Annotated in this window: 20 protein-coding genes; 6 read left to right on the top strand and 14 right to left on the bottom strand. The window is 67.9% G+C overall.

Annotation, left to right across the window (positions count from 1 at the left end):
* The 5 genes from AC1DYX_RS11250 to AC1DYX_RS11230 form a co-directional block, all read right to left on the bottom strand.
* Positions 1–1,192: FAD-linked oxidase C-terminal domain-containing protein (locus AC1DYX_RS11250; RefSeq protein ID WP_477258899.1), on the bottom strand; the 1,192-nt coding region annotated here is incomplete at its 3' end.
* On the bottom strand, positions 1,189–2,850 hold the full coding sequence (locus AC1DYX_RS11245) for an L-lactate permease (RefSeq protein WP_477258898.1): 1,662 nt from the start codon (positions 2,848–2,850) through the stop codon (positions 1,189–1,191). The genes AC1DYX_RS11250 and AC1DYX_RS11245, both read right to left, overlap by 4 nt.
* A gap of 156 nt (positions 2,851–3,006) precedes the next feature.
* Positions 3,007–4,446: a LutB/LldF family L-lactate oxidation iron-sulfur protein gene (locus tag AC1DYX_RS11240; RefSeq protein ID WP_477258897.1), complete on the bottom strand. Its 1,440-nt coding sequence runs from the start codon at positions 4,444–4,446 to the stop codon at positions 3,007–3,009.
* Positions 4,443–5,141 (bottom strand): LutC/YkgG family protein, encoded by a 699-nt coding sequence (locus AC1DYX_RS11235; protein WP_477258896.1) that lies wholly within the window; start codon positions 5,139–5,141, stop codon positions 4,443–4,445. The genes AC1DYX_RS11240 and AC1DYX_RS11235 overlap by 4 nt, the downstream gene beginning before the upstream one ends.
* Positions 5,138–5,911, bottom strand: coding sequence for a (Fe-S)-binding protein (locus tag AC1DYX_RS11230; RefSeq protein WP_477258895.1), 774 nt, complete (start codon positions 5,909–5,911; stop codon positions 5,138–5,140). Before AC1DYX_RS11230 ends, AC1DYX_RS11235 begins: the two co-directional genes overlap by 4 nt.
* A 105-nt stretch (positions 5,912–6,016) precedes the next feature.
* Here AC1DYX_RS11230 and AC1DYX_RS11225 point away from each other — a divergent pair, with 105 nt between their 5' ends.
* The gene (locus AC1DYX_RS11225; RefSeq protein ID WP_477258894.1) at positions 6,017–6,730 is read left to right on the top strand and encodes a FadR/GntR family transcriptional regulator; all 714 of its coding nucleotides are present in this window, start codon (positions 6,017–6,019) and stop codon (positions 6,728–6,730) included.
* Between the two features lie 166 nt (positions 6,731–6,896).
* The gene (locus AC1DYX_RS11220; protein ID WP_477258893.1) at positions 6,897–7,268 is read left to right on the top strand and encodes a hypothetical protein; all 372 of its coding nucleotides are present in this window, start codon (positions 6,897–6,899) and stop codon (positions 7,266–7,268) included.
* 86 nt (positions 7,269–7,354) lie between these two features.
* Here the strand turns inward: AC1DYX_RS11220 and AC1DYX_RS11215 are convergent, their stop codons facing one another.
* Both AC1DYX_RS11215 and queC read right to left on the bottom strand, forming a co-directional pair.
* Positions 7,355–8,098 (bottom strand): metallophosphoesterase family protein, encoded by a 744-nt coding sequence (locus AC1DYX_RS11215; protein WP_477258892.1) that lies wholly within the window; start codon positions 8,096–8,098, stop codon positions 7,355–7,357.
* Between the two features lie 4 nt (positions 8,099–8,102).
* Positions 8,103–8,828 carry a 7-cyano-7-deazaguanine synthase QueC gene (queC, locus tag AC1DYX_RS11210; RefSeq protein WP_477258891.1) on the bottom strand — a complete coding sequence of 242 codons (726 nt, stop codon included), beginning with the start codon at positions 8,826–8,828 and terminating at the stop codon, positions 8,103–8,105.
* Positions 8,829–8,989: 161 nt separating this feature from the next.
* Between queC and AC1DYX_RS11205 the strand changes: the two genes are divergently transcribed.
* Entirely contained in the window at positions 8,990–10,834 is a 1,845-nt protein-coding gene (locus AC1DYX_RS11205; RefSeq protein WP_477258890.1) for an autotransporter assembly complex protein TamA, read from the top strand.
* A complete protein-coding gene (locus AC1DYX_RS11200; RefSeq protein WP_477258889.1) occupies positions 10,834–15,348 on the top strand; it encodes a translocation/assembly module TamB domain-containing protein in 4,515 nt (1,504 codons plus the stop codon). Before AC1DYX_RS11205 ends, AC1DYX_RS11200 begins: the two co-directional genes overlap by 1 nt.
* A 112-nt stretch (positions 15,349–15,460) precedes the next feature.
* On the opposite strand, the gene AC1DYX_RS11195 is transcribed toward AC1DYX_RS11200, so the two are convergent.
* The 4 genes from AC1DYX_RS11195 to AC1DYX_RS11180 all read right to left on the bottom strand — a co-directional run bounded on the left by AC1DYX_RS11195 (position 15,461) and on the right by AC1DYX_RS11180 (position 16,957).
* Positions 15,461–15,886 carry a DUF1801 domain-containing protein gene (locus tag AC1DYX_RS11195; RefSeq protein WP_477258888.1) on the bottom strand — a complete coding sequence of 142 codons (426 nt, stop codon included), beginning with the start codon at positions 15,884–15,886 and terminating at the stop codon, positions 15,461–15,463.
* Positions 15,887–15,909: 23 nt separating this feature from the next.
* Positions 15,910–16,323 (bottom strand): SRPBCC family protein, encoded by a 414-nt coding sequence (locus AC1DYX_RS11190; RefSeq protein WP_477258887.1) that lies wholly within the window; start codon positions 16,321–16,323, stop codon positions 15,910–15,912.
* A complete protein-coding gene (locus tag AC1DYX_RS11185) occupies positions 16,320–16,643 on the bottom strand; it encodes an ArsR/SmtB family transcription factor (RefSeq protein ID WP_477258886.1) in 324 nt (107 codons plus the stop codon). The genes AC1DYX_RS11190 and AC1DYX_RS11185 overlap by 4 nt, the downstream gene beginning before the upstream one ends.
* Before the next feature lie 152 nt (positions 16,644–16,795).
* Positions 16,796–16,957, bottom strand: a complete 162-nt coding sequence (locus AC1DYX_RS11180) for a hypothetical protein (RefSeq protein ID WP_477258885.1) — start codon at positions 16,955–16,957, stop codon at positions 16,796–16,798.
* Positions 16,958–17,067: 110 nt separating this feature from the next.
* On the opposite strand from AC1DYX_RS11180, the gene AC1DYX_RS11175 reads away from it, so the two are divergent.
* Both AC1DYX_RS11175 and AC1DYX_RS11170 read left to right on the top strand, forming a co-directional pair.
* Positions 17,068–17,559, top strand: a complete 492-nt coding sequence (locus AC1DYX_RS11175; RefSeq protein WP_477258884.1) for a CcdC protein domain-containing protein — start codon at positions 17,068–17,070, stop codon at positions 17,557–17,559.
* 23 nt (positions 17,560–17,582) lie between these two features.
* On the top strand, positions 17,583–18,101 hold the full coding sequence (locus AC1DYX_RS11170) for a CcdC protein domain-containing protein (protein ID WP_477258883.1): 519 nt from the start codon (positions 17,583–17,585) through the stop codon (positions 18,099–18,101).
* Positions 18,102–18,138: 37 nt separating this feature from the next.
* Here the strand turns inward: AC1DYX_RS11170 and AC1DYX_RS11165 are convergent, their stop codons facing one another.
* The 3 genes from AC1DYX_RS11165 to AC1DYX_RS11155 form a co-directional block, all read right to left on the bottom strand.
* Positions 18,139–20,970: an ATP-binding protein gene (locus AC1DYX_RS11165; RefSeq protein WP_477258882.1), complete on the bottom strand. Its 2,832-nt coding sequence runs from the start codon at positions 20,968–20,970 to the stop codon at positions 18,139–18,141.
* Between the two features lie 9 nt (positions 20,971–20,979).
* Positions 20,980–21,699 carry a hypothetical protein gene (locus tag AC1DYX_RS11160; RefSeq protein WP_477258881.1) on the bottom strand — a complete coding sequence of 240 codons (720 nt, stop codon included), beginning with the start codon at positions 21,697–21,699 and terminating at the stop codon, positions 20,980–20,982.
* The coding region (locus AC1DYX_RS11155) for a hypothetical protein (RefSeq protein ID WP_477258880.1) at positions 21,692–22,648 on the bottom strand (957 nt) is incomplete at its 5' end. The genes AC1DYX_RS11160 and AC1DYX_RS11155, both read right to left, overlap by 8 nt.

The following is a 22,648-nucleotide window of genomic DNA, read 5'->3' as shown; positions in this document are numbered from 1 at the left end:
CGTTCGCATCGAACATGATCAGCGGATGCAGGTTGCCGTCGCCCGCGTGGAAGACGTTGGCGCAGCGCAGGCCGTACTTCTGCTCCATCTGTTCGATGCGCTGCAGGACGTGGGCCAGGTGCTTGCGCGGGATCGTGCCGTCCATGCAGTAATAGTCCGGCGAGATGCGGCCGACGGCCGGGAAGGCATTCTTGCGGCCGGACCAGAAGCGCAGGCGCTCCGCCTCGTCCTGCGACACCGCCAGCGCCGTCGCGCCGCAGCGGCTGAGCACCTCGCTCATGCGCTCGATCTCCTCGTCGACTTCTTCGACGATGCCGTCGGATTCGCACAGCAGCACCGCGGCGGCCTGCGTATCGTAGCCGGCGTGCACGAACTCCTCGGCGACCTGCGACGACAACCGGTCCATCATCTCCAGGCCGGCCGGGATGATCCCGGCAGCGATCACGCTGGCGACGGCATCGCCGGCCTTGACGACGTCGTCGAACGATGCCATCACGACGCGCGCCACGCGCGGCTTCGGCACCAGCTTGACGGTCACCTCGGTCACGACGCCCAGCATGCCTTCCGAGCCGATCGCCAGCGCCAGCAGGTCGAGTCCCGGCGCGTCCAGCGCTTCGCTGCCGATCTCGATGATGTCGCCATCCGTCGTCACCATCCGCACGCGCAGCACGTTGTGCACGGTCAGGCCGTATTTCAGGCAATGCACGCCGCCCGAATTCTCGGCGACGTTGCCGCCGATCGTGCAGGCGATCTGCGACGAGGGATCGGGCGCGTAGTACAGCCCGTGCGGCGCGGCCGCCTCCGAGATCGCGAGATTGCGTACGCCGGGCTGCACGACGGCCGTGCGGGCGTACGGATCGAGCCTGACGATCCGGTTCAGGCGCGCGGTCGACAGGACGACACCGCCGGAGATGGGCATGGCGCCGCCGGACAGGCCGGTGCCGGCGCCGCGCGGCACGATCGGCAGGCCCTGCTGCCGGCAGACCGCGATGGCGGCAACGATCTGCGCCTCGTTCTCCGGCAGCAGCACGATCATCGGCATCTGGCGGTAAGCGGCCAGGCCGTCGCATTCATAGGGACGCGTTTCCTCGTCGTTGGCGAGGATGCAGCGGTCGGGCAACACCGCGCGCAGCGCCGCCACCGCCTCGCGCCGGCCGGCGGCCCGGGTTTCGGGAGAGGGAATCGCATTCATCGGATCACCAGCAATGTGAACGGCCACACGTAAGCCTGCAGCGTGACCAGGACACCGACCAGCGCGGCCAGTGCGAACGAGTGAAAGAAGACGAAGCGCAGGATGTCGCCTTCGTGGTTGACCCAGCGCGTGGCCGTGGAGGCGACGACGATGGATTGGGCGTCGATCATCTTGCCCATGACGCCGCCGGAGCTGTTCGCGGCACCCATCAGGTTCGGCGCCAGCCCGAGCTGCTGCGCCGCCACCTTCTGCATGCCGCCGAACAGGACGTTCGACGCGGTGTCCGAACCCGTCATCGCCACGCCGAGCCAGCCCATGAGGGTGCCGAAGAACGGATACAGCGCACCGGTGTTGGCGAACGCCAGGCCGAGCGTCGTGTCCGTGCCGGAGTAGCGGGTGAGCGTGCCCAGGGCCAGCATCAGCACGATGGTCAGCAGCGAATAGCGCACCAGCCACAGGGTGCGGAAGAACGTGCGCACGATGGCGCCCACGCCGTAGTGCATGAACAGCGCGCCGACGATGGCCGACAGCAGGATGCCGGTGCCCGTCGCCGACAACAGGTTGAACACGTAGACGGCGGCTTCCGGCGTGGCCTTCGGCACCACCGGCGGCACGCGCATCACCATGTTGTGCAGCCCGTCCATCGGGAACTTCGGGGCGAACAGGCTGTTGAAGAAATCCTTCACCGGCGGCAGGCCCCAGATGAAGACGAATACCGTGAGGATGAGCCAGGGCGTCCAGGCGCGCACGATCTCCGCCCTCGAATACTGCTCGATGGCTGCCGGCTGGCGCTGGCCCGCCGCATCGGCCTCGCGGCCCTTCAGGTTGGCCGACGTCCAGACGGTCTTCGGCCGCCAGACACGCAGGAACAGGATCAGCGCCGCCATCGAGATCAGGGCGGCGATGATGTCCACCAGTTCCGGGCCGATGAAGTTCGACACCAGGTATTGCGGGATCGCGAACGACAGGCCGGTCACGAGGATCGCCGGCCAGATGTCCCACATCGCCTTGCGGCCGGCGAACGCCCAGATCAGCCAGAACGGCACCAGCAGGGAAAAGAACGGCAGCTGGCGGCCGATCATGGCCGTCACTTCCATCAGGTCGTAGCCGTGCACCTTGGCCAGGGTGATCACCGGCGTGCCCAGCGCGCCGAACGCCACCGGCGCGGTATTCGCGATCAGCGACAGTCCGGACGCGGCCAGCGGCGAGAACCCGAGCCCGATCAGGATGCCGGCCGTGACCGCGACCGGCGTGCCGAAACCGGCCGCGCCCTCGAAGAAGGCGCCGAAGCAGAAGGCGATCAGCAGCAGTTGCAGGCGGCGGTCCTCCGTGATGCCGGACAGCGACGCCTGCAGTACCTTGAAGCTGCCGTTCTGTTCGCACAGCTGTTGCAGGAAGATGATGTTGAGGACGATCCAGCCGATGGGCAGCAGGCCCGTGAAGCCGCCGAACAGCGCGGCCTTGCCCGCCATCGCGGCCGGCATCTGGTAGGCGAACACGGCGACGCAGAACGCCGCGGCCAGGCCGAGGGCGGCCGCGATGTGCGCCTTGATGTGGAAGAGCCCGAGCGCGGCCAGCATCACCACCACGGGTACCGCGGCCAGCAGCGTGGAGAGCGCCATGCTGCCGAACGGATCATAAATCTGTTGCCATGCCATTTGTAGTCTCCTTGATTGAATTCTTATATGTCCACGTAGGGTGGGCACCCCTGTGCCCACGCGTAACGCCAACAACCCGCATGCGTCACGCCAACAAACCGCATGCGTCACGCGTGGGCACGTTTCATTTGGGGCCCCCGGCCCCAAATGCCCACCCTACAGGCCTTTGTCGGGCAGCAGGTCGGCCAGGCTGCGCGGCGCCGGCTTGAGCGGGACCCGATATCGGGTCCAGCCCAGTTGGTCCTTCGGTGCCAGGATGCGCAGCCGCGTGGCCGCCCAGCGGAACAGCCGGTAGACGGCAGGCCGTCCGAACGCGCCGCGCCAGAAGCGCCAGACGAGGCGCTCGCCGCGGCTGTATTTTGCGCCCTGCCCGCGCAGCGGATGCGCGACTTCGGCGTCGGGATCGCGGTTGGCCTCGGTGCGCAGGCGTACCAGCAGTTGCGGGATCGGGATGCGCACCGGGCAGACGTCGCCGCAGGCGCCGCACAGGCTCGACGCCGTGGCGAGATCCGCCGTCGACTCGAGGCCCAGCAGGTGCGGCGACAGGATGGCGCCGATCGGCCCCGGATACGTGGTGCCGTACGCATGGCCGCCGATGCGGCCGTAGACGGGGCAATGGTTCATGCAGGCCCCGCAGCGGATGCATTGCAGCGTCGCACGCAGCTCCTCGTCGGCATACGCCTGCGTGCGGCCATTGTCCAGCAGGACGAGGTGCAATTCGCGCGGCCCGTCCAGCTCACCGGCGCGGCGCGGGCCCGAGATCAGGTTGAAATAGGTGGTGACGGACTGCCCGGTGGCGGAACGCGTGAGCAGGCTGGCGAGCGGCACGATGTGTTCCAGCTTTTCCACGACCTTCTCGATGCCCATGATGGCGATGTGCACGTCCGGGACGGTGGTCGACAGGCGGCCGTTGCCCTCGTTCTCGACCAGCCACAGGGTGCCCGTGTCGGCTGCGGCGAAGTTCACGCCCGACAGCCCGATGTCGGCCTCGACGAAGGCATTGCGCAGCGTATGGCGCCCGGTCCGGATGAGCTGGTCGACGTCTTCCGTGTATGCCGTTCCCGGAATGTGCTCGGCGAACAGGGAACCAATGTCGGCGCGGGTCTTGTGAATCGCCGGCATCACGATGTGCGACGGCTTTTCGCCGGCCAGCTGGACGATGTATTCGCCCATGTCGGATTCGAGGCACGCGATGCCGCGCTGCTCGAGGTAGTGATTGAGTTCGATCTCCTCGCTCGCCATCGACTTGCCCTTGACGATGCGGCGGGCGCCACGCGCGCTCGCGATGCCGTGGATGAGCGCATTCGCCTCCTCGGGCGTATCGGCCCAATGGACGTGCGCGCCGGCGGCCGTCAGCTTTTCTTCCAGCCGTTCGAGCAGCTCGGGCAGCTTCGCCAGCGCGTTCCTGCGCACCGCTTCGCCGAGGTCGCGCAGGCGCTGAAGCTCGTCCTCGTCGCCGAACTGGCCGCGGCGCTTCTCCTGCAGGAAGGTCATCGCGCCGCGAAAACTCTGGCGCAGCTGCTGGTCGTCCAGCGCCGCGCGGCTGCGCGCATGAAAATCCTGCGGCGGGACGAAATGCAGGGTGGACGTGTTCATGCTGCCTCCTTGACGTCGGATGCCTCGGTGACGATCACGACCCACGTCCAGCGCGGGCCATGCGCGCCGAAGGCCAGGGTCTGCTGGATGTCTGACGTCCTGGACGGCCCCGTCGCCAACACGAGATTGGTCGGCATGCCGTCCTGCCAGCGCTCCGCGTGCAGCGCCTGGTGCAGGTCGGCGTGCAGGGTGTGCGCGTACACGAGGGCGATGTGCAGCGGCGGCACCAGCGACACGGTGCGCGGCGTGACCGCATCCGGCGCCAGCACCAGCGTGCCGGTGGCGGCGATGCCGGAACGCGCGACGGTGAAGCCGGCATCGACCGTGCCGAACAATTCTCCCTTCCAGTCCTCCAGCGGCCGTTCGAACGCCAGCGCTTCGACACCGTCCGGCAGCGCGGCACGCAGGGCGCGGCCTTCCGGGCTCGCGGCGTCGACGAGGATGCGGCGTACGCCCGCCTCGACGATGCGCCGCGCCAGCAGCGCGGGCCATTCACCGGCAGGCGCGCTGATGGCCTGCGCGCGCACGGCCTCGAGGGCGGCCTGCATGCGCCGGGCCAGCACGTCCGGGGACGGCGGCGGCTCCTCGCGGCGTGCCGCGAAATGCGCGTCGATGCGCCGTTCGAGATCCGTGGCGCCGGCGCCGCGTGCATCGGCGCCGCGCAGGCGCCCCAGGATACGGTCGCGCGCGCTCATGCCTGCTCTCCCGTGCCCATGCGACGCCACAGGAAGCTGGCCAGATGTTCGACGTCGAGCGGCGCGCCCTGGTGCTGCGCCGCATGGCCGATGTTGAGCAGGCAGGCGCAATCGGCCGACACGACGCGGCGGCAGCCAGTCGCGCTCACGGACGCGATCTTGTCCTTGACCATGGCGCCGGAAATGTCCGCGTGCCTGATCGAGAAGGAGCCACCGAAACCGCAGCATTCGGATTCGCGCTCGTGCTCCACGCGCGTCACGCCGGGCACCGCGTCGACCAGCGCGACGCCGTGGGCCCGCGTGCCCATCTCGCGCCGCGCGGAACAGGACGTGTGCAGGACGACGCTCTCGGGCAGCACGGACGTCCCGGCGGGCATCTCCCACTCCAGGACGTGCAACAGGAAGGCGCCGAACTCGTAGATGCGGCCGGCCACGGCCTGCGCCTGGCTGCCTGCGACCGGGTCATCGCGGAACAGCTCGGGCCAATGCTTGTGCATCATGCCGGCGCACGAGCCGGAGGGGACGACGATGGGCCAGGGTTCGGGAAACAGGTCCAGCTGGGCCCGGGCGACGGCCCGCGCCTCGTCCGGATTGCCGCTGCTCCATGCGGGCTGGCCACAGCAGCTCTGGCCGCGCGGATAGTGGACCGTGACGCCGGCCGCTTCCAGCACGCGCACGGCGTCGAGGCCGGCCTGCGGCATGAAGAGGTCAATCACACAGGTACCGAACAGATACACGTCGCGCACGGGCGAACGGTCTTTGCGAGTCATGCAGGTCTCCGAAGCAAGGTTGTCTTTTTTGTTTTGGTTGGCAGATCTTTCCAGTATTCTGAGCGCATCACAAACTGGTTGGGCCAGCAGACGAAAGGCTTGGTTATGGGCAATAGACAGCCGGGCGGGCGGGTAAGTTCGGTCACGCGCAAACTGGAAGAGGCATTGCTGGACGGTACTTTCCCGGCCAATGCCAAATTACCGTCGGAGCGTGAACTGGCGGAGCGTTACGCGGTCTCGCGCAACACCGTGCGCGAAGCGATCCAGCAGCTGGGGGCGCGCGGGCTGGTGCAGATCCGACCGCGCAGCGGCGTCTTCGTATCCGACGAGCTGCGCACGGGCGCGGCGACGTCGCCCTGGGGCCAGCTGATTGCCGACAGCCCCGCGCGGCGCGAGGACATCCTGGAATTCCGGCGGGTGCTGGAAGGCGCAACCGCCTACTTTGCCGCATTGCGCGGCACGGACGAGGACCTGGAGCGCATCCGCGGCGCGATGACGCGGCTCGACCAGGCGCGCCGGGAGGGGAAACATACCGATGAATCGCGCATCGACGTCGAACTGCACGAAGCGATCGCGCTGGCCTCGCGCAACAGCATGTTCCTGCACCTGCACAGCAGCGTCACGAAGATGATGCGCGAGCACATCATCCGCAACGTCGACGGATTGCGTGAGCTGAACCAGTCGGTCTCGGAAATCCTGACGCTGCAACACCGCACGATCTGCGACGCCATCTGCGCACGGCGTCCGGAAGAAGCGCGCACGGCGATGCAGACGCACATCGACTATGTGCGCAGCCGGTTCGAGGCGGAAGAAGACTGAGCGTTCCTGGTCGGACCAGCGCCGTTCGTCGTGGCAGACTACCCTCCGGCCCTCGAAAATTGCAGCCTGTCGCAGGCGGCTGGAGCGGCGCGGGGCCTACGGATACAGTGCAACCATGCCGACAACGACATGCACCGATCAACGCAAGCCCCTGGGAGCAGACATCATGAAAAAGACCGCCGCCATCCTCGCCCTGTTCCTGTTCGCCCTGCTGGCCTGGAACCTCTTCACGTTCGGCGACAGCGTCGTCAACATCGACGGCGACGAGATCGGCGGACCGCTGGGTGCGGTGCTGGCGACGGTGTTCGCGGGCGGCGGCATGCTGCTGGCCGGCGTCATCATGCTGTTCGTGGGCGCCGTGCTCGCGGTGGTGTTCGCTGGCGTCGGCATCCTGTGCATCGGCGGCCTGGCGCTCGGCGCCTGCGTGCTGGCCCTGATGGTCTCGCCGCTGCTGCTGCCGCTGCTGGTGCCCGTCGCGATCGTCTGGTTCTTCGTGAGCAGGTCGCGCAAGCACCGCATCATGCAGCAGCCCGTGTGAATCACGCATGGTGGGCACGGGGTGCCCACCCTACAAATGTCATGAATGCCGTAGGGTGGGCGGCCTCCGCCCACCATCCCTCCGCATCAGATCCCCTCTACGAGCCGCATCGCGAACACGATCGGCAACCCCGCCGCGATGACCTTGCGCGCCGCCCCGCCGTGGTCGTACGGCACGCGGAAATAGCGGATCTCCCGCGCCTCGTCGTCGAAGATCGCATAGCACGCCGCATTGTTCTGGTCGCGCGGCTGGCCCACGGCGCCCGGCAATACGAGGTACTGGTGCTGCGGCTGCAGGGCGATGCCCTCCCCCGCCGCCGGCACGTGGCGGCCCATGCGGCCGTCGTCGGCGCGACGGTACAGCGCCGGCGCGTGCACGTGGCCGGAGAAGACGATGCGGCTGGCGCCGGCGCGGATGCTGCGCTCGGCCGCGTCGACGTCCGTGACGTATTCCCACTGCAGCGGCGCATGCGCGCTGGCGTGCACGAAGAAGGCGTTGCCGAGCCTTTGCGTGAGCGGCAGCGCGGCCAGGAAGGCCAGCTGGTCGGCGTCGAGCTGGCCCTGGGTCCAGGCGATGACTTCGCGCGCCTCGGCATGCATGCGCGGCAGCGTCAAACGCGTGACGGCGTAATCGTGATTGCCCTGCACGGCCACGGCGCCGCGCGCCACGTAGTCCATCACGGTGTGCACGACCCAGGCCGGATCGGCACCGTAGCCGACGAAGTCGCCCGTGAACGCGTACTGGTCCACATGCTGCCGCGCCGCGTGCGCGAGGCAGGCTTCCACGGCCTCGCGGTTCGCGTGCAGGTCGGTCAGCAGGGCGAGGCGCATGTGATCAAGTGCCCGCCCGGGCGGCAGCAGATTCGCGGGCGTATTGCTCGTAGCCGCGCGCGCGCAGCTCGCACGCGGGGCACTTGCCGCAACCGTGGCCCCAGGCATGCGGCGCCCCGCGTTCGCCCAGGTAGCAGGTGTGGGTCTCGAAACGGATCAGGTCGACGAGCGCGTCACCGCCGCACCGTTCCGCCAGCTGCCAGGTCTGTTTCTTGTCGATCCACATCAGCGGCGTCTCGACCTTCAGCCGCGTGGCCATGCCCAGGTTCAGCGCGACCTGCAGCGCCTTCATCGTATCGTCGCGGCAATCCGGATAACCGGAGAAGTCCGTCTCGCACATGCCGCCCACGAGCACGTTCAGGCCGCGGCGATAGGCAACCGTCGCCGCCACCGTCATGAACAGCAGGTTGCGGCCGGGAACGAACGTGTTCGGCAAGCCGTTGGCCTGCATTGCGATCTCGACGTTGCTGGTCAGCGCCGTGTCGGAAATGCGCGAGATCAGCGACAGGTCGACCAGGTGGTCCTCGCCCAGGCGCTGGTCCCAGGTCGCGGACAGTGCGCGCATCTTCGCCAGCACGGGCGCGCGCACGTCCAGTTCGATCGCATGGCGCTGGCCATAGTCGAAGCCGATGGTCTCGACCCGCTCGTAGCGTTGCAGGGCCCAGGCCAGGCAGGTGGTGGAGTCTTGTCCGCCGCTGAACAGGACGAGGGCGGTATCGGGTTGAAGCATTTTAATTTCCTGAGTAAGTGGCCGCCGTGGCGTCCGCCATCACATTTGACAATCAGTTAAGATGTCGCCGGTATATTGACGAATAGAACACGATGATTCCTGCACGACCCGACCCATGCACGGCGATGGCGCCGGCGCGACCACGAATTTTGGCACAAATCGTGCTGGGCGTGAGCGCGCTGTGCCCGATCTTCCTCGCCCCGGTCGCGGCCGCGCAGGAGGCGCCGGCAGTGCCGGCGCAGGAAGCGCCCCCACCCGAAGCGCCGTCCAGGGCCATCGACTACAACGTGCGCATCGACGCGCCGCGCCAGTTGCGCCAACTGCTGGAAGACAACCTCGACCTGATGCGCTGGCGCGGCAACCCGCGCCTCGACATGGAACAGCTGCTGCGCCTCGTGCGCACGACACCCGAGCAGGTCAAGACGCTGATCGCCACCGAAGGCTATTACAGCCCGAAGGTGTCGGCCGACCTCGACACATCGGGCGACAAGCCGCTGGCGCTCGTCGACGTCGAGCCGGGAGAGCCGGTCGTCGTGGGCGACGTCGACATCGAACTGCGCGGCTTCGTCCCGTTCGACCAGGGCAGCGCGCCGATCGACGCCGCCGCGCTGCGCAACCGCTGGACTTTACCCGTCGGTGCGCGCTTCCGCACGGCGGACTGGGAAGCGGCCAAGCGCGGCCTCGTGCGCCAGGTGGCGCAGTCGCGCTTCCCGCGCGCCCAGCTGCTCGATTCCAGCGCCACCGTCGACCCGGACACCCGTCGAGCCCTGCTCAAGGTCGTCATCGACAGCGGTCCGGACGCGCACTTCGGCGGCCTCGAGATCGAGGGCCTGAAGCGCTATCCGGCCAGCGTGATCACGAACCTGAACACGATCCGCCCCGGCGACGAATACAACGAGGCCGCGCTGCAGGCTCTGCAGGGCCGCCTGCAGGACACCGGCTACTTCGCCAGCGTGGAAGTGAGCGCCGACATGTCGTCCGTGATCGCATCGCAGGTACAGGACCTGAAGGAAAACGAAGGCGCGACGCCGCAGCCGCCCAGCGGCCCGGCCACCCTGCCCGTTCTCATACGCGTGACGGAGAACAAGCGCAAGAACGTGGCGCTGGGTGTCGGTTTCTCGACCAACACGGGGTCGCGCGCGCAGGCCGAATACGACGACCTGAACGTGTTCGGCAAGCGCATGAAGAGCAATGTGCTGTACGAGCAGCGGCACCAGGCGGCGAAGGCCGAGTTCTACCTGCCGACCACCACGGGCGGCTACAACAACAGCTTCGGCGCCGGCTACGACCGCCTCGACGCCAACGGCCAGATCACGCGCACGACGAGCGTCCACGCCAAGCGCGCCTGGGGCACGCCGCTGCTGGAACGCACCCTGACCCTCGAGGTGTTGACGGAACAGACCACGATCGACGACTTCGAAACGACGCGCGTGAAAAGCGTGCCGCTGACGTTCGCGATCACGAAACGCAAGCTGGACAGCCTCGTGCAGCCGTCGCGCGGCTACATCGTCAACGCGCAGGTGGGCGGCGCCTTCCTGCCCGTGCTGACGGACGAAAAATTCGTGCGCCTCTACACGCGCGGCCTCGCCTACAAGCCCATCGGCGAAGCGGGCACGCTGATCGTGCGCGGCGAGTTCGGCGCGGTCGGCTCGAAGGACAAGAACGGCGTGCCCTCCACGTTCCTGTTCCGCGCCGGCGGCGACCAGTCGGTGCGCGGCTACGGCTACCAGCAGCTGGGCGTGCCGGTCGGCAGCGCCATCACGGGCGGCCGCTACCTGCTCACGGCCAGCGCCGAATACGATTACTGGTTCAAGCCGCCCTGGGGCGCGGCCGTGTTCTACGACGTCGGCAACGCGGGCGACAATTTCCATGACCTGAAGCCCAAGGTCGGCTACGGCGTCGGCGCGCGCTGGCGCAGCCCCGTCGGCCCGATCAACGTCGACGTCGCCTACGGCAAGGCCGTGCACAAGGTCCGCCTGCACTTCTCACTGGGATTCACGTTCTGATGGAAGCCGACAAGCAAACACCGTCCTCTCCCGAACCGGCACGCCGGCGCCGCTGGCCGCGCCGCGTCGGCATCGGCGTGGTCGTCGTCGGCGTCGTGCTGGGCGGCGCCGTCTGGTACCTGGGCCGCGAGACGACGCTGCAAATGATCGCCCAGCGCGTCGCCAACGCCAGCGGCGGCAAGCTGCAGCTGTCGGGCGTCACGGGATCGCTGTACGGCCACATGCACGTCGGCCACGTCGTGTTCCGCACCGAGACCTCGTTGACGACGGCGGACGACATCGACATCGACTGGAAGCCCTGGCAATACCTGTCGCGCGGCGTGGAGATCGACAAGCTGTATGCCCGCGTGCTGCGCGTGGAGACGCTGAAGGAGTCCGAAGAACCGGCCACGATGCCGACGCGCCTGGCACCGCCGTTCCAGGTGGCCGTGGAGGACGCACGCCTCGCCAAGACCATCGTCGTCAACAAGGGCGCAGCCACTGAAATCGACGACATCCGCGCGCGCCTGCACGGCGACAAGGCGCAATGGAAGCTCGACTACGCATCGGCATCGACGCCGTGGGGCCAGGTGGCGGCCAAGGGCAGCATCGCCAACACGCTCCCGTACAAGCTGGATGCCGACGCGAGCCTGACACAGTCGCAACCGGCCGCACCGGCAAGGCTTGGCAACGGCGCCGGCGCCGGCGAGACCGTCACGCCGCCCAGCCTCGGCGCGCAACTGAAACTGCATGCGGGCGGCGACCTGCAGAAGACCGTCGTCGACGCGACGGGCCAGGCCGCGCGCGCCCAGGGCAAGGCGCAGCTGGTGCTGGCGCCGTTCGCCGACATCCCGCTGCAAGCCTTCACGCTCGATGCGCACAACATCGATCCGGGCTTCTTCAGCCCTTCCCTGCCGAGCGCGGACCTGAACCTGGCCGTGGCCGTGCGGCTCGACGCCAACCGCAACATCGCCGGCACCGTGAACCTGACGAACGACGGCGCCGTCGGCACCCTGGACCAGCAACGCCTGCCGTTGCGCGCGATGCGCGGACAACTGGGCGGCAGCCTCTCCGCCATGCGCATCACGGACGTCCTGGTCGACGTGGGCAATGCCGGCCGCTTCACGGGCAGCGGCAGCGTGCAGCACGGCCCCGACGAGAAGGGTCTCGGCACGGCCGAATTCGCGCTCCACACCGACCGCTTCGACCTGAAGCAGGTCCACGGCAGCATGAAGCCGACGAAGATCGCGGGCGACATCAGGGTCGCRAACACGAAGGACAAGCAGACGCTGGACGTCAACCTGCTCGATGCCGGCATGCGCCTCGTGGCACAGGCCGCGCTGGCGGACAATGTGCTCACGGTGCGCGACGCGCGCCTCGCCGCCGGCAAGAGCAGCGTGCGGGTGACGGGCAGCGCGCACCTGAAGGACCACAAGCCGTTCAAGGCGAATGCGGTCGTGAGCCGGTTCAACCCGGCCGATTTCGGCACGTTCCCGCAGGCCGACATCAATGCCGAGATCAATGCCGCCGGCGCGCTCGCCCCGCAGTGGAAGGTCGCCGCCGATTTCGCCGTGCGTCCGAGCCGTTTGTTCGGCCAGCCGCTGTCCGGCCGCGGCAAGTTCGATGCGGATGCCACCCACGTGCACGACGTCGACGCCACGCTGGCGCTGGGCCAGAACACGGTCGATTTGCGCGGCGCGTTCGGCCGGCCGGGCGAGAAGCTCGCCTGGAAGCTCGACGGCAAGCAGCTTTCGGCGCTGCGCGGCGACCTGTATGGCGCCGTGCTCGCGAGCGGCGTCGTCTCGGGCACGATGGAGGCGCCGCGCACGACGTTCGACGTCGACGCGCGCGGCCTGGGCTGGGCGCCGCGCGAAAAAAAGAACGACAATGGCTCGGTGCACGCGAGCGGCGAAGCCTGGCTGTCCGGCAAGGCGGGCGCGCGCATCGTCGAAGCCAAGGCGACGGGCGACATGCAGCGCCTGAACCCGGCCGCCTTCGGCTCGCCGCTGGCCGGCAGCATCAACGGCGGCTTTACCGCCAGCGGCCGCACGGGCCCGAACATGGGCGGCGCCATCGACCTCGCCCTGCAGGATTCCACGCTGTCGAAATCGCCGCTGTGGGGCCATGCGAAGCTCGCCGCCGACAAGCGCCATGTATCGAACGCGGACGTCGACCTGCACCTGGGCGGCAACGTCGTCGCCGCCAGCGGCGCGTTCGGCAGCGGCCGCGACACGCTGAACTGGCGCATCGACGCGCCGCAGCTCGCGGCGCTCGGCCCCGACTTCGGCGGGGTGCTGCGCGGGTCCGGCACGCTGTCCGGCACGATGGACACGCCGTCGCTGACGGCGGCGGTGGAAGGCCAGAACATCCGCGCGATGGGCACGCAATCGGTGCGCGCCCTGAAAGCCACGGCGAACCTCGGTTCCGGACGCGGCGCCGCCGATCCGCTCGCGCTCGACGTCACGGTGACGGACTATGTGAGCAGCACGACGGCGAAGGACGGCAGCGTCAGCGAGACGCGCATCGCATCCGCCCGGCTGACGTCGACGGGCACGCGCGGTGCGCACACGATCCAGGCGGCTGCGCGCGGCGACACGTTCGACGCGGCGCTGGCGGTGCACGGCGGCCTGACCGGCAATGCGTGGAACGGCACGGTCGACTCGCTGAAGAACACCGGGCGATATGCTTTCACCCTGGCCGCGCCGACGCCGCTGCGAATAGCAACTGCGGCGGGCGCACCCGGCGGTATTCTGGCGGGCCTGGCCAAGCCGGAGCAGATCGCCTTCAGCGGCGCGACGATCCGCCTGCCGGCCGGCTCGGTCACGGTGGAATCGCTGGCCAAGATCGGCCCGCGCTGGAACACACGCGGCAGCGCCACCGGCGTGCCCATGAACTATCTCGCGCAGGCGTCCGACGCCATGCGCCAGAACGTGCGCGGCGACCTGACGCTGGGCGCGCAATGGGCGATCGACCTGCGCGCGCCCACCGCGCCGGGCGCCGTGCCCCAGCTGGCCGGCAATGTGCACGTGTTCCGCGAACAGGGCGACCTGATCGCCGGCGACATCTCGCCCGTGGCGCTGGGCCTGCGCCAGCTCGACCTGCGCGCGGACGTCGCGGGCGGCGCGCTGCGCACGCAGGTCGCGCTGGACGGCACGCGCATCGGCACCGCCCGCGTGGACGCCACCGCGCAGCTGCTGCAGGGCCGCGTCGACAACGACAGCCCGCTCAAGCTGACCGCGAACGCCAACCTCGCGTCGCTGTCGTGGGTATCGCCGCTGCTCGGCCAACCCGGCCTGGAAGTGAACGGCGCGCTGCGCCTGGCCATCAACGGCACCGGCACCGTCGGCGCGCCCACGTTGAACGGCAGCGTCGAGGGCGACGGCCTCGCCGTGCGCTGGCCGGACCAGGGTGTCCGCCTGCGCAACGGCGAACTGCGCGCCGTGCTCGCGGGCGACCAGCTGCAACTGCAACGCCTCATGCTGGAAGGCAACAGCGGCCGCGCCACGGCAGACGGCTTCGTGCGCTTCTCGGGTGGCGAGGCGACGATGAACCTGAAACTCGTCGCGGACAGGCTGGAAGCCCTGTCGCGCCCGGACCGCACGGTGATCCTGAGCGGCCAGGCCAGCGTCGTGCGCGACGCGCGCCAGTTCCGTGTCGAAGGCAATTTCAAGGCCGACCGCGCCCTCGTCGAACTGGCCCCGCAGGACCGGCCGACGATCTCGKACGACGTGATCGTGCTGGGCCGCGGCAATGCGGCGGCCACGACGGGGAAGAAGGAGGCGGCCGTCCCGCTGACGATAGCCCTGACGGCCGACCTGGGCGACGACTTCCACCTGCGCGGCATGRGCGCCGACGCCTACCTGGCCGGCGCCGTCCGCGTGCAGAAGGTGGGCGACCGCCCGCCGCGCATCAACGGCACCGTGCGCACCGTCAGCGGCACGTACGCGGCCTACGGCCAGCGCCTGGCGATCGAGCGCGGCGTGATCACGTTCAGCGGCCCGTACGACAATCCGTCGCTGGACATCCTCGCCGTGCGCAAGCGTCCGGACGGCGAGCAGCTGAGCGAGACAAATGTCGAGGCGGGCGTGCAGGTGCGCGGCTCGGCGCTGTCGCCGACGGCGAAACTCGTGTCGACGCCGAACGTGTCCGACAGCGACAAGCTGTCCTGGCTCGTGCTGGGCCACGGCATGCAGGCGACGACGGGCAACGAAGCGGACGTGCTGAGTGCCGCCGCCGGCGCCCTGCTGGGCGGCAAGGGCGGCACCGGCGGCATCACGGGCAAGCTGGCGAATTCGCTGGGCCTGGACGAACTGGGCGTGCGCCAGGGTGCGGGGCAGGCGTCGGGGCTGGAAAACACGGTGGTAACGGTGGGCAAGCGCATCTCGTCGCGGCTGTACCTGAGCTTCGAACAGGGCGCTGCGACGGCGTCGAGCGTCGTGCGGGTGCGCTACAAGATCAATCCGCGGATTACCTTGCAGCTGCAGACCGGTACGAACACGGCGCTGGACGTGCTGTACTCGTGGGCGTTCGACTGAAATTCTGAATCGTAATTCGGGGTCAGAGCACATTTCGCGCGAAATGTGCTCTGACCCCGAATTTACGAAATATGCTCTGACCCCGAATTTATTACGGCCCTCTACCGAATCGTTACGCTGCGGCGGCCTTGGCCCGCTTCGGCTTCGCCTTGGCGGCCGCGTTGAGGGCCGCCGCGGCGCGAATGAGGGCGCGGAACGCCGCGGCATCCAGCTCCTCGCCTTCGTGGATGTCGATGGCACGCCGCGCATTGCCATCCAGGCTCGAATTGAACAGGCCTGAAGGATCCTCCAGCGACGCCCCCTTCAGGAACGTCAGCTTCACGTGCGACTTGTACGATTCGCCCGTGCAGAGGATGCCCTGGCTGGACCACACCGGCGTACCCATCCACTTCCATTCTTCCTCGACGCCGGAAACCGCTTCGTGGATGAGCGCGCGCACGCGGGCCAGCGCAGCGCCGCGCCAGTCGCCCAGGTCGGCGATGCGGCGGTCGATCAGTGCGGATGCCGGCAGGTCCGCAGACGAACTGTCCTGTTTCATCTCTCCTCCTTGTCAGCGTGGTCTCAGGCGTCGAGCTTCGCCAGGACCTCGTCGAGGGCCGTGGTGAACTTGTTCCAGCCATACTTCGCGCCGTTGTAGGCCGCGTCCTGGCCGGGCTGGAATCCGGTCTGCTCCATCTTCAAATGGGTGCCGCCCCCCGTCGGGGTCAGGGTCCAGGTGACGACGCTGTCGAGGCCCATCGCGGCCCAGGTATAGGACAGCGTGCGGTTCGGTTCGATCTCCAGCACTTCGCAGTCGACCGCGCCCCAGTCGGCGCTGAGCTTGAAACGGTGGTGCTTCGCGGGCACGAAATCGTTCTTCATCAGCCAGGCTTCGATCAGGTGCGGCTGGGTGAGCGCGCGCCAGATCTTTTCCGGCGGATGCGCGAATTCGCGTTCGACGGTGACGGTGCGGGTTTGGAGCGAGGTATCGTTCATTGGTCCATCCTTTTCAACAGGTCTTCCAGGTCATCGAACCGGCTCTCCCAGAACCGGGCCATTTGCTTCGTCCAGTCGGTCAGCGGTGCCAGCGCTTCGGGCTGCGCCGTGTAATGCGTCTGGCGTCCTTGCTGCCGGTCGCGCACGAGCCCCGCCTGCTTCAACAGGCCCAGGTGCTTGGACACGGCCGGTTGCGAGATCCCGGCCCGGGCCGTGAGGGCCCCGACCGTCTGCTCGCCGTCGCGGCACAGCGATTCGAAGATGGCGCGGCGCGTCGGGTCACCGAGTGTCCGGAAAAGAATATCGTGGGCGTTTGTCATGGCATCCATAACCGATTGGCTATGAATCGAATCATAACCATCCGGTTATGGATTGGTCAAGCGCTTTCTGCACCGGTTCCATGCGGTGTCCGGACGCGACAAGACCCGGCCGGCAATGTGCGCCGGCCGGGTCGGGCGGTGTGCGGCCGGTATCAGTGCAACGTGCTCGGGTTGGGATCGGTCGGCGGCTCGTCGTTCTGTGGCGTGCGGATCGGCGGCTGGTGCGGGTCCGAATTCTCGAACGGGTCGGCTGGCGGCTCTTCGATGGGTGCGGGATCGGGAGCGCGGTGGGCGTACCGTGGGTCTGGAATCATGGGGGAGCTCCTGCTGAAGATGCCAAAACATTACCATGGGCGGCGGTTGGCCGACGCGCGCCTGGATTACAATGGCGGATTCGACAGAAGAGATATTTCTAAGGAAACCCATGTTGCCGACTCCCGTCGTTGCCGCCGTTGTCGCCCCCCTCGTGCTGTGGCGTATGTATAGCCGCATCAAGCGCCTGACGACCCGCCAGCGTTCGAAGACGTGGCGTCACCGCACGACCCTGGTGTTCTTCCCGCTGCTCCTGCTGGTCCTGGCCATCGTCAGCATCAACACGAACCCGGTCGCCATCGCGGGCCTCGCGGCCGGGCTGCCGGTCGGTGCCGTGCTGGGCCGGATCGCGATCGGCAAGACGCGCTTCGAACAGGTCGGCGCTGAGTTCTTCTTCACCCCGCACGCGCCGATCGGCCTCGCCGTGGCCCTGCTGTTCATGGCCCGCATGGCCTGGCGCGCCTATGAGTTCTACGCGCTGGGCTCGTTCGCGCACCACGAATTCGTGTCGAGCCCGCTGACCCTCGTCATCTTCGGCGTGCTGGCCGGCTATTACATGAGCTATGCCGTCGGCCTGCTCGCCTGGCGCAAGCGCACCGCCTGAGTTTTTTTGCAAAGTCCTGCTGAATGAGTTTAACTACGCTAGCCCTGATCGCCCTCGTCCCGCTGCTCGTGTGGCGCATCCATTCGCGCCTGAAGAACCAGATGACGCGCCAGCGCTCGATCATGTCGCGCCACTACACGGGCCTGTTCGTGTTCGTCGCGCTGATCGTGATCCCCGGCTCGGAACTCGGCGACCGCCCGTTCCAGCTGGCCGCGCTGGCTGCCGGCGCCATCGCCGGCATCGCGCTGGGCACCTACGGCCTGCGCCGCACCCGCTTCGAGGATACGCCCGAAGGCTATTTCTTCACGCCGCCGTCGCGCATGGGCATCCTCGTCGCCATGCTGCTGGTGGCGCGCGTGATCTACCTCGGCATCGAGATCTACATGAACCAGGGCAGCAACCGCCCCAACCCGCGCTTCACGGACAGCCCGATCACGATGCTGTGCCTGGGCATGACGGCCGCCTATTTCGCCACGTTCTCGGCCAATCTGATGCGCTGGCGCCAGCGCAAGCGCAAGGAAATCGGCAACGTCGAGATGTGAGAGGCCGGCCCTGTAGGGTGGGCACCCCGTGCCCACCCTACGCCGCCTTCGCTTCCGCGTCGCCTTCTCGCCGCCTCTGCAGCACGAAGATCGGCTGCGCCCACTGCGTGTCCTTCTTCTTCTTGCTCGTGATGAGCGTTAGGTCGGAAGGATCGTAGACGTCCGTGTTGTGCGTCAGCGGCGTCGTCATGAGGTATTGCGCGTCCGTGTTCTTGAGGAATTCGCCGACCAGCTGGATGTTGCGGATGTCCAGGTGGGCGAACGGTTCGTCGATGAACACGAAGCCGCCGGAACCTTCTTCCGACTTCAAGAGGCCGATCAAGAGCACGAGCGACTTCATGACCTGCTGGCCGCCAGACGCCTCGCCGTCGTTCATGCCGATCTGCCCCTTGCCGTCGAACTTGAAGCGCACGTGCAGGCCGGCCTGCGCCAGTTGCACGTCGTCGTTCTCCAGCCGGACCGGATCGACCGAGACGTCGATGTTGGCCAGCTCGCCCAGTTCCCGGATGTTCTTCGAATACGTCTTGATCGTGTAGCGCAGCCGCTCGATGTAGGCGCCGCGCGCATTGTCCGTCGCCTCGATCGCGCGGTTGTTCTGGTAACGGCGCTCCTCCGTCTCGACCTGGCGGCCGGACAGCTGGTCGTTCAGGCGCGCGTACTGGTCGATCACGGTCGGATCCTGTTCCCAGTCGCCGCGCGCGAGCGAAGCGTCGAGGGAATTCATGCGCAGCTTGACCTGGTGCGCGTTCTGGTGCGTCGTCACGAGCGCCGCGCGCTGCTGCGCACTGCGCCACGACTTCGGCACGTGGCGCCACGCACGGCGCAACGTGAGCAGTTCGCGTGCATGCTCGCTGCGCTGCTCGATCACGCGGCGGTTGTTCAGGCGCATGCCCGCTTCCGCTTCCGACAGCGCCATCCGGGCGTTCTGCCAGACGGTGTCGGCGCGCGTACGGGTGACGGTCGCGTTCTTGATCAGCACCTGCAGCTCACCCAGGCGCGCGCCGACCTGCAGGCGCTCGGCCTTCAGCGGCTCCAGCGAGCGCGTGGCTTCCTCGAACTCGGCCTGGCGCGCGGAGAGTTCCTTCGCCGCGTCGACGCCGGCGATGCGCACGCGCAGCGCCGACACTTCCGCCGCCAGCTTGCTGATCGCCAGCGTCAGCGTGTCTTCCTGCGCTTCCAGCGACGGCAGCGATTTCTGGATGGCTTCCAGGCGCTGCGTCTTGCCGGCCGCGCCGAAGCGGTAGCGCGACGGCTCGACGAACAGCGAGCGGCCACCGCGGCGTTCGCGGTGGTAGGCCTCCGGCGTGATCCACTCGTCGGCGTCGCTCTGGAAACCGGCGTCGACGGAATCCACGCGCTCGATGCGTTCCAGCTGGTCGATCAGCCAGGACGGCGCCTTCGACGAGAAGCGCACGACGGACAGCAAGGTGTCGTCCTTCACGACCGGCGCGTCGACGCAGTCGGGCACGATGAAGTGACGATAGCGCTCCTTCTCCGCAAGTTTATAGGCGGCCGGCGCATCCTTCGCGCGCTCCAGCAGCACGACGGACGCATAACCGCCGAGGACACCCTCGACGGCGCCCTGCCACTTCGGATCCGTCACCTCGACGATGTCCGACAGCATGGCGTGCGGGATGCCGGCATCGCGCAGCGCGCGGCGCATCTGGCGCTGGGCTTCCGGCTCGGGCATCGTCGTCTTGCCCTGCAACGCGCTGATCGTCGCCAGCTCGCCCGCGATTTTTGTCGCCAGCGCCTCGCGCTCGGCCTTTTTCTTCGCCAGCTCCGCCTCTTTCGCTTGCAGCYGGGTCGCCACTTCCGCGATGTCGGCGCCGGCGTCCGCCGCCAGCTTGTTCAGGCGTTCCTTCTGTTCGAGCAGGCTTTCCAGCGGCTTCAGCTTCGCGTTCACCTGCGTCAGGCGGCTCGCGAGTTCGTTCGCTTCCTGTTCGAGCTTCACCTCCTGCTGCTGCGCTTCCGTCAGCGCGCGCTGCTGCGCCGCGAGCCCGTTGCGCTTTTCCGTCAGCAGGCTGTCCGCCTGCAGCAGCGGCTTCTTCGCCTCGCGCAGTGCGCGGCTGACGTTCGCGGCCTTTTCGCGCGCCTCGTGGTATTCGAGGCTCGGCAGCACTTCCTCGACGAGCGCGCGCCGTTCCTTCTGCAGGTCTTCCCACTGGTGGTAGTTGGCGACGCGCAGGCGCAGGCCCTCCAGGTTGATGCGCGACGTTTCCAGCTCGGCCTCGAAGCGCTTCAGTTCCGTCTCGGTGTCGCGCTGGTGGCGCTTCGCCTCGTCGTACGCGTCCAGCACTTCCTTGTCGCCGAACACCTGGAACACGAGGTCCAGCAGCTGGCGCGGCGCGTATTCGCACAATTTATCGGTCTCGCCCTGCTCCAGCGCGAGCACCTTCGACATCGCCGGCGACAGGCCCGCCGACGCGAGACGCTTGCGGTAGTTCTCGACACCGAGCCAGTCGGTGGCTTCCGTGACTTCCTCGATCTCGATATTCCCAGGTCGCATCAGGTACTGGCGCTTCCAGTCGCCGCCGTTCTTCTGCACCTGGCAGAACAGCGTGACTTCGTCGTCGCTGAAGAAGCCGGAATGCCGGAACGGACGGTTCGACAGCTGGCGGCCCGAGGGCTTGTTGTCGACGACAGCGCGCAGCCAGGCGCTCTGCTGGCCCGAATGGCGCGCATAGTGCTTGTACGTGCGGCCCATCGAGCAGTCGAGGCCGAACAGCGTGCGCAACGCGTCGAGCAGCGTCGTCTTGCCGGAACCGTTCTGGCCGGCGATGGTGATGATCTTGGCGTCGAGCGGGATGTTCTTGATGCGCTGCCAGTAGTCCCAGTGGACCAGCTCGAGTGATTTGATGTGGAACATGCGGGTCTCTTAAGCTTGGGGCGTGTCGGTGTCGGCGGTGGCGTCGAGCGTTGCCGGCGGCTCGTCGTTGGCGGCTTCGCTGACGGGGCGGCGGGCGACGGCCAGCGGTGCGCGCTTGAACACGTCGGCCAGCGCGCCGTTGATGATGCGTTCCTTCAGCACGTCGGTATCCATCAGCAGGTCGAGCAGCGGACCTTCCAGGATCACGTCGCCGCGGCGCTCGATGAAGCCGAGCTTCGACAGCAGACCGAGGTTCATGTCCATGCGGGTTTTCTTGCCCAGCTTGTCGCCGAAGTCCGCGAGCAGCGTCGTGTACGAGATGCCGATCGACGTGTCTTCCGCACGCGGGATGGGGTTGTCCTTGTCGAACATGTCGGACTGGTCGACGTCGATGGCCTGGTGGGTTTCCTGGCGCTGGCGCTTGGGCAGGATGATCTGCGCCCACAGCACGACGAGCAGCGCCACGCCGTCCCGCGTGAGGCCGAAATTATTGTTCTGCCAGATGTCCTTGGCGCCGAAGATCTTCGGTTCGACGTTGCGGTGCAGGGCCAGCGTGACGTGGTCGGCGTACACGTTGTCGAGCAGTTTCAGCCCGCATTCGAGCAGGCGCTTGTCGACCTCGGCGCGGAACTGGTCGTCGGACAGCGCGCGCTTGACCATCTTGTCGTCGCGGCGCAGGGTCTGGTGCGTGAGCAGTCGCGCGATCAGGATTTGGGCGTCGTCATTCATCTTGCGTCTTGCTTTCCGGGGTGCTCGGTAGATCGAGGTTCAGTGAGAGGGTCGCGCGCGAGATCGCAGCGATGTGCGGGTCGTCCAGCGGGACCAGTTCGTCGGCCGAGTCGAAGCGCACCGGCAGGCGCGCCAGTGCGGCGGTCGGGCCCTGCAGGTTCGCCTCGGCCGGATCGCCCAGCAGCGGCAGCAGCGAGGCGCGGTACGACGCCAGGGCGAAGGTGGCCGGCAGCAGCGATTCCTGGATCGGGACGCTCCTGGGTGCGCCCTCGGCCATGACCGGGAAGTTGTCCAGGTTGGCGAAATCGGCCAGGCGGCTGATCCAGTCGTCCAGCTCCGCCTGCATCGCCGGGTTGTCGTTGATCGTCAGCGGCGCGTCTTCGCCGTTCGGCAGGCCGCCCGGCGCCACGTTCACGGCGCGCTCCATCATGAGCTCTGTCTCGGCCACGTCGATCATCTCGGCCGGCGTCGTGAACAGCGGCACCACCGGACGGTCGATCGCGCCTTCGGCCAGGCTCGCGAGGTCGTCGTGCGCCAGCAGCCAGCGCTTGATGTCCGTCGTCGACAGGCCGGACTGGCCCAGGTGCACGCGCTGGCGCTCGATCTGGTTCAGCGCGCGAGAGAACATGCCCTGCATGTTCAAGAGCTGCGACTGGGCGCGGCCGATCGCCTGCGCTGCGCGGTGCGTGGCGGAGTCGGCGCGCTCGTCGGACGTGATGGCGCGCAGGATCACGGACCCCTTCTCCACCCAGTCGCACGCCATGTGCCACTTCGCCTGCGACGCGCGCAGGCGGAATTCGGAACCGGACGCGATGGCGTCGCGGAATTCTTCGTGCAATTCGACCAGGCGGCCCAGCAGATGCTTCAGCTGGTCGACGGTGACGCCGCCGACGGCCTGCGCGCCCGCCACCTGCGACAGCAGGAAGCCCATCTCGGCCTCGTCCTCGTC

The sequence above is a fragment of the Massilia sp. P2_C2 genome (assembly GCF_056404615.1).
This window is presented reverse-complemented; position numbering and strand designations above follow the sequence as displayed.

Excerpts from the sequence above, each read along its gene's own strand:
- AC1DYX_RS11245 (WP_477258898.1), bottom strand. The coding sequence starts at position 2,850 with ATGGCATGGCAACAGATTTATGATCCGTTCGGCAGCATGGCGCTCTCC.
- AC1DYX_RS11240 (WP_477258897.1), bottom strand. The coding sequence starts at position 4,446 with ATGAACACGTCCACCCTGCATTTCGTCCCGCCGCAGGATTTTCATGCG.
- AC1DYX_RS11235 (WP_477258896.1), bottom strand. The coding sequence starts at position 5,141 with ATGAGCGCGCGCGACCGTATCCTGGGGCGCCTGCGCGGCGCCGATGCA.
- AC1DYX_RS11230 (WP_477258895.1), bottom strand. The coding sequence starts at position 5,911 with ATGACTCGCAAAGACCGTTCGCCCGTGCGCGACGTGTATCTGTTCGGT.
- AC1DYX_RS11225 (WP_477258894.1), top strand. The coding sequence starts at position 6,017 with ATGGGCAATAGACAGCCGGGCGGGCGGGTAAGTTCGGTCACGCGCAAA.
- AC1DYX_RS11220 (WP_477258893.1), top strand. The coding sequence starts at position 6,897 with ATGAAAAAGACCGCCGCCATCCTCGCCCTGTTCCTGTTCGCCCTGCTG.
- AC1DYX_RS11215 (WP_477258892.1), bottom strand. The coding sequence starts at position 8,098 with ATGCGCCTCGCCCTGCTGACCGACCTGCACGCGAACCGCGAGGCCGTG.
- queC (WP_477258891.1), bottom strand. The coding sequence starts at position 8,828 with ATGCTTCAACCCGATACCGCCCTCGTCCTGTTCAGCGGCGGACAAGAC.
- AC1DYX_RS11195 (WP_477258888.1), bottom strand. The coding sequence starts at position 15,886 with ATGAAACAGGACAGTTCGTCTGCGGACCTGCCGGCATCCGCACTGATC.
- AC1DYX_RS11190 (WP_477258887.1), bottom strand. The coding sequence starts at position 16,323 with ATGAACGATACCTCGCTCCAAACCCGCACCGTCACCGTCGAACGCGAA.
- AC1DYX_RS11185 (WP_477258886.1), bottom strand. The coding sequence starts at position 16,643 with ATGACAAACGCCCACGATATTCTTTTCCGGACACTCGGTGACCCGACG.
- AC1DYX_RS11180 (WP_477258885.1), bottom strand. The coding sequence starts at position 16,957 with ATGATTCCAGACCCACGGTACGCCCACCGCGCTCCCGATCCCGCACCC.
- AC1DYX_RS11175 (WP_477258884.1), top strand. The coding sequence starts at position 17,068 with ATGTTGCCGACTCCCGTCGTTGCCGCCGTTGTCGCCCCCCTCGTGCTG.
- AC1DYX_RS11170 (WP_477258883.1), top strand. The coding sequence starts at position 17,583 with ATGAGTTTAACTACGCTAGCCCTGATCGCCCTCGTCCCGCTGCTCGTG.
- AC1DYX_RS11160 (WP_477258881.1), bottom strand. The coding sequence starts at position 21,699 with ATGAATGACGACGCCCAAATCCTGATCGCGCGACTGCTCACGCACCAG.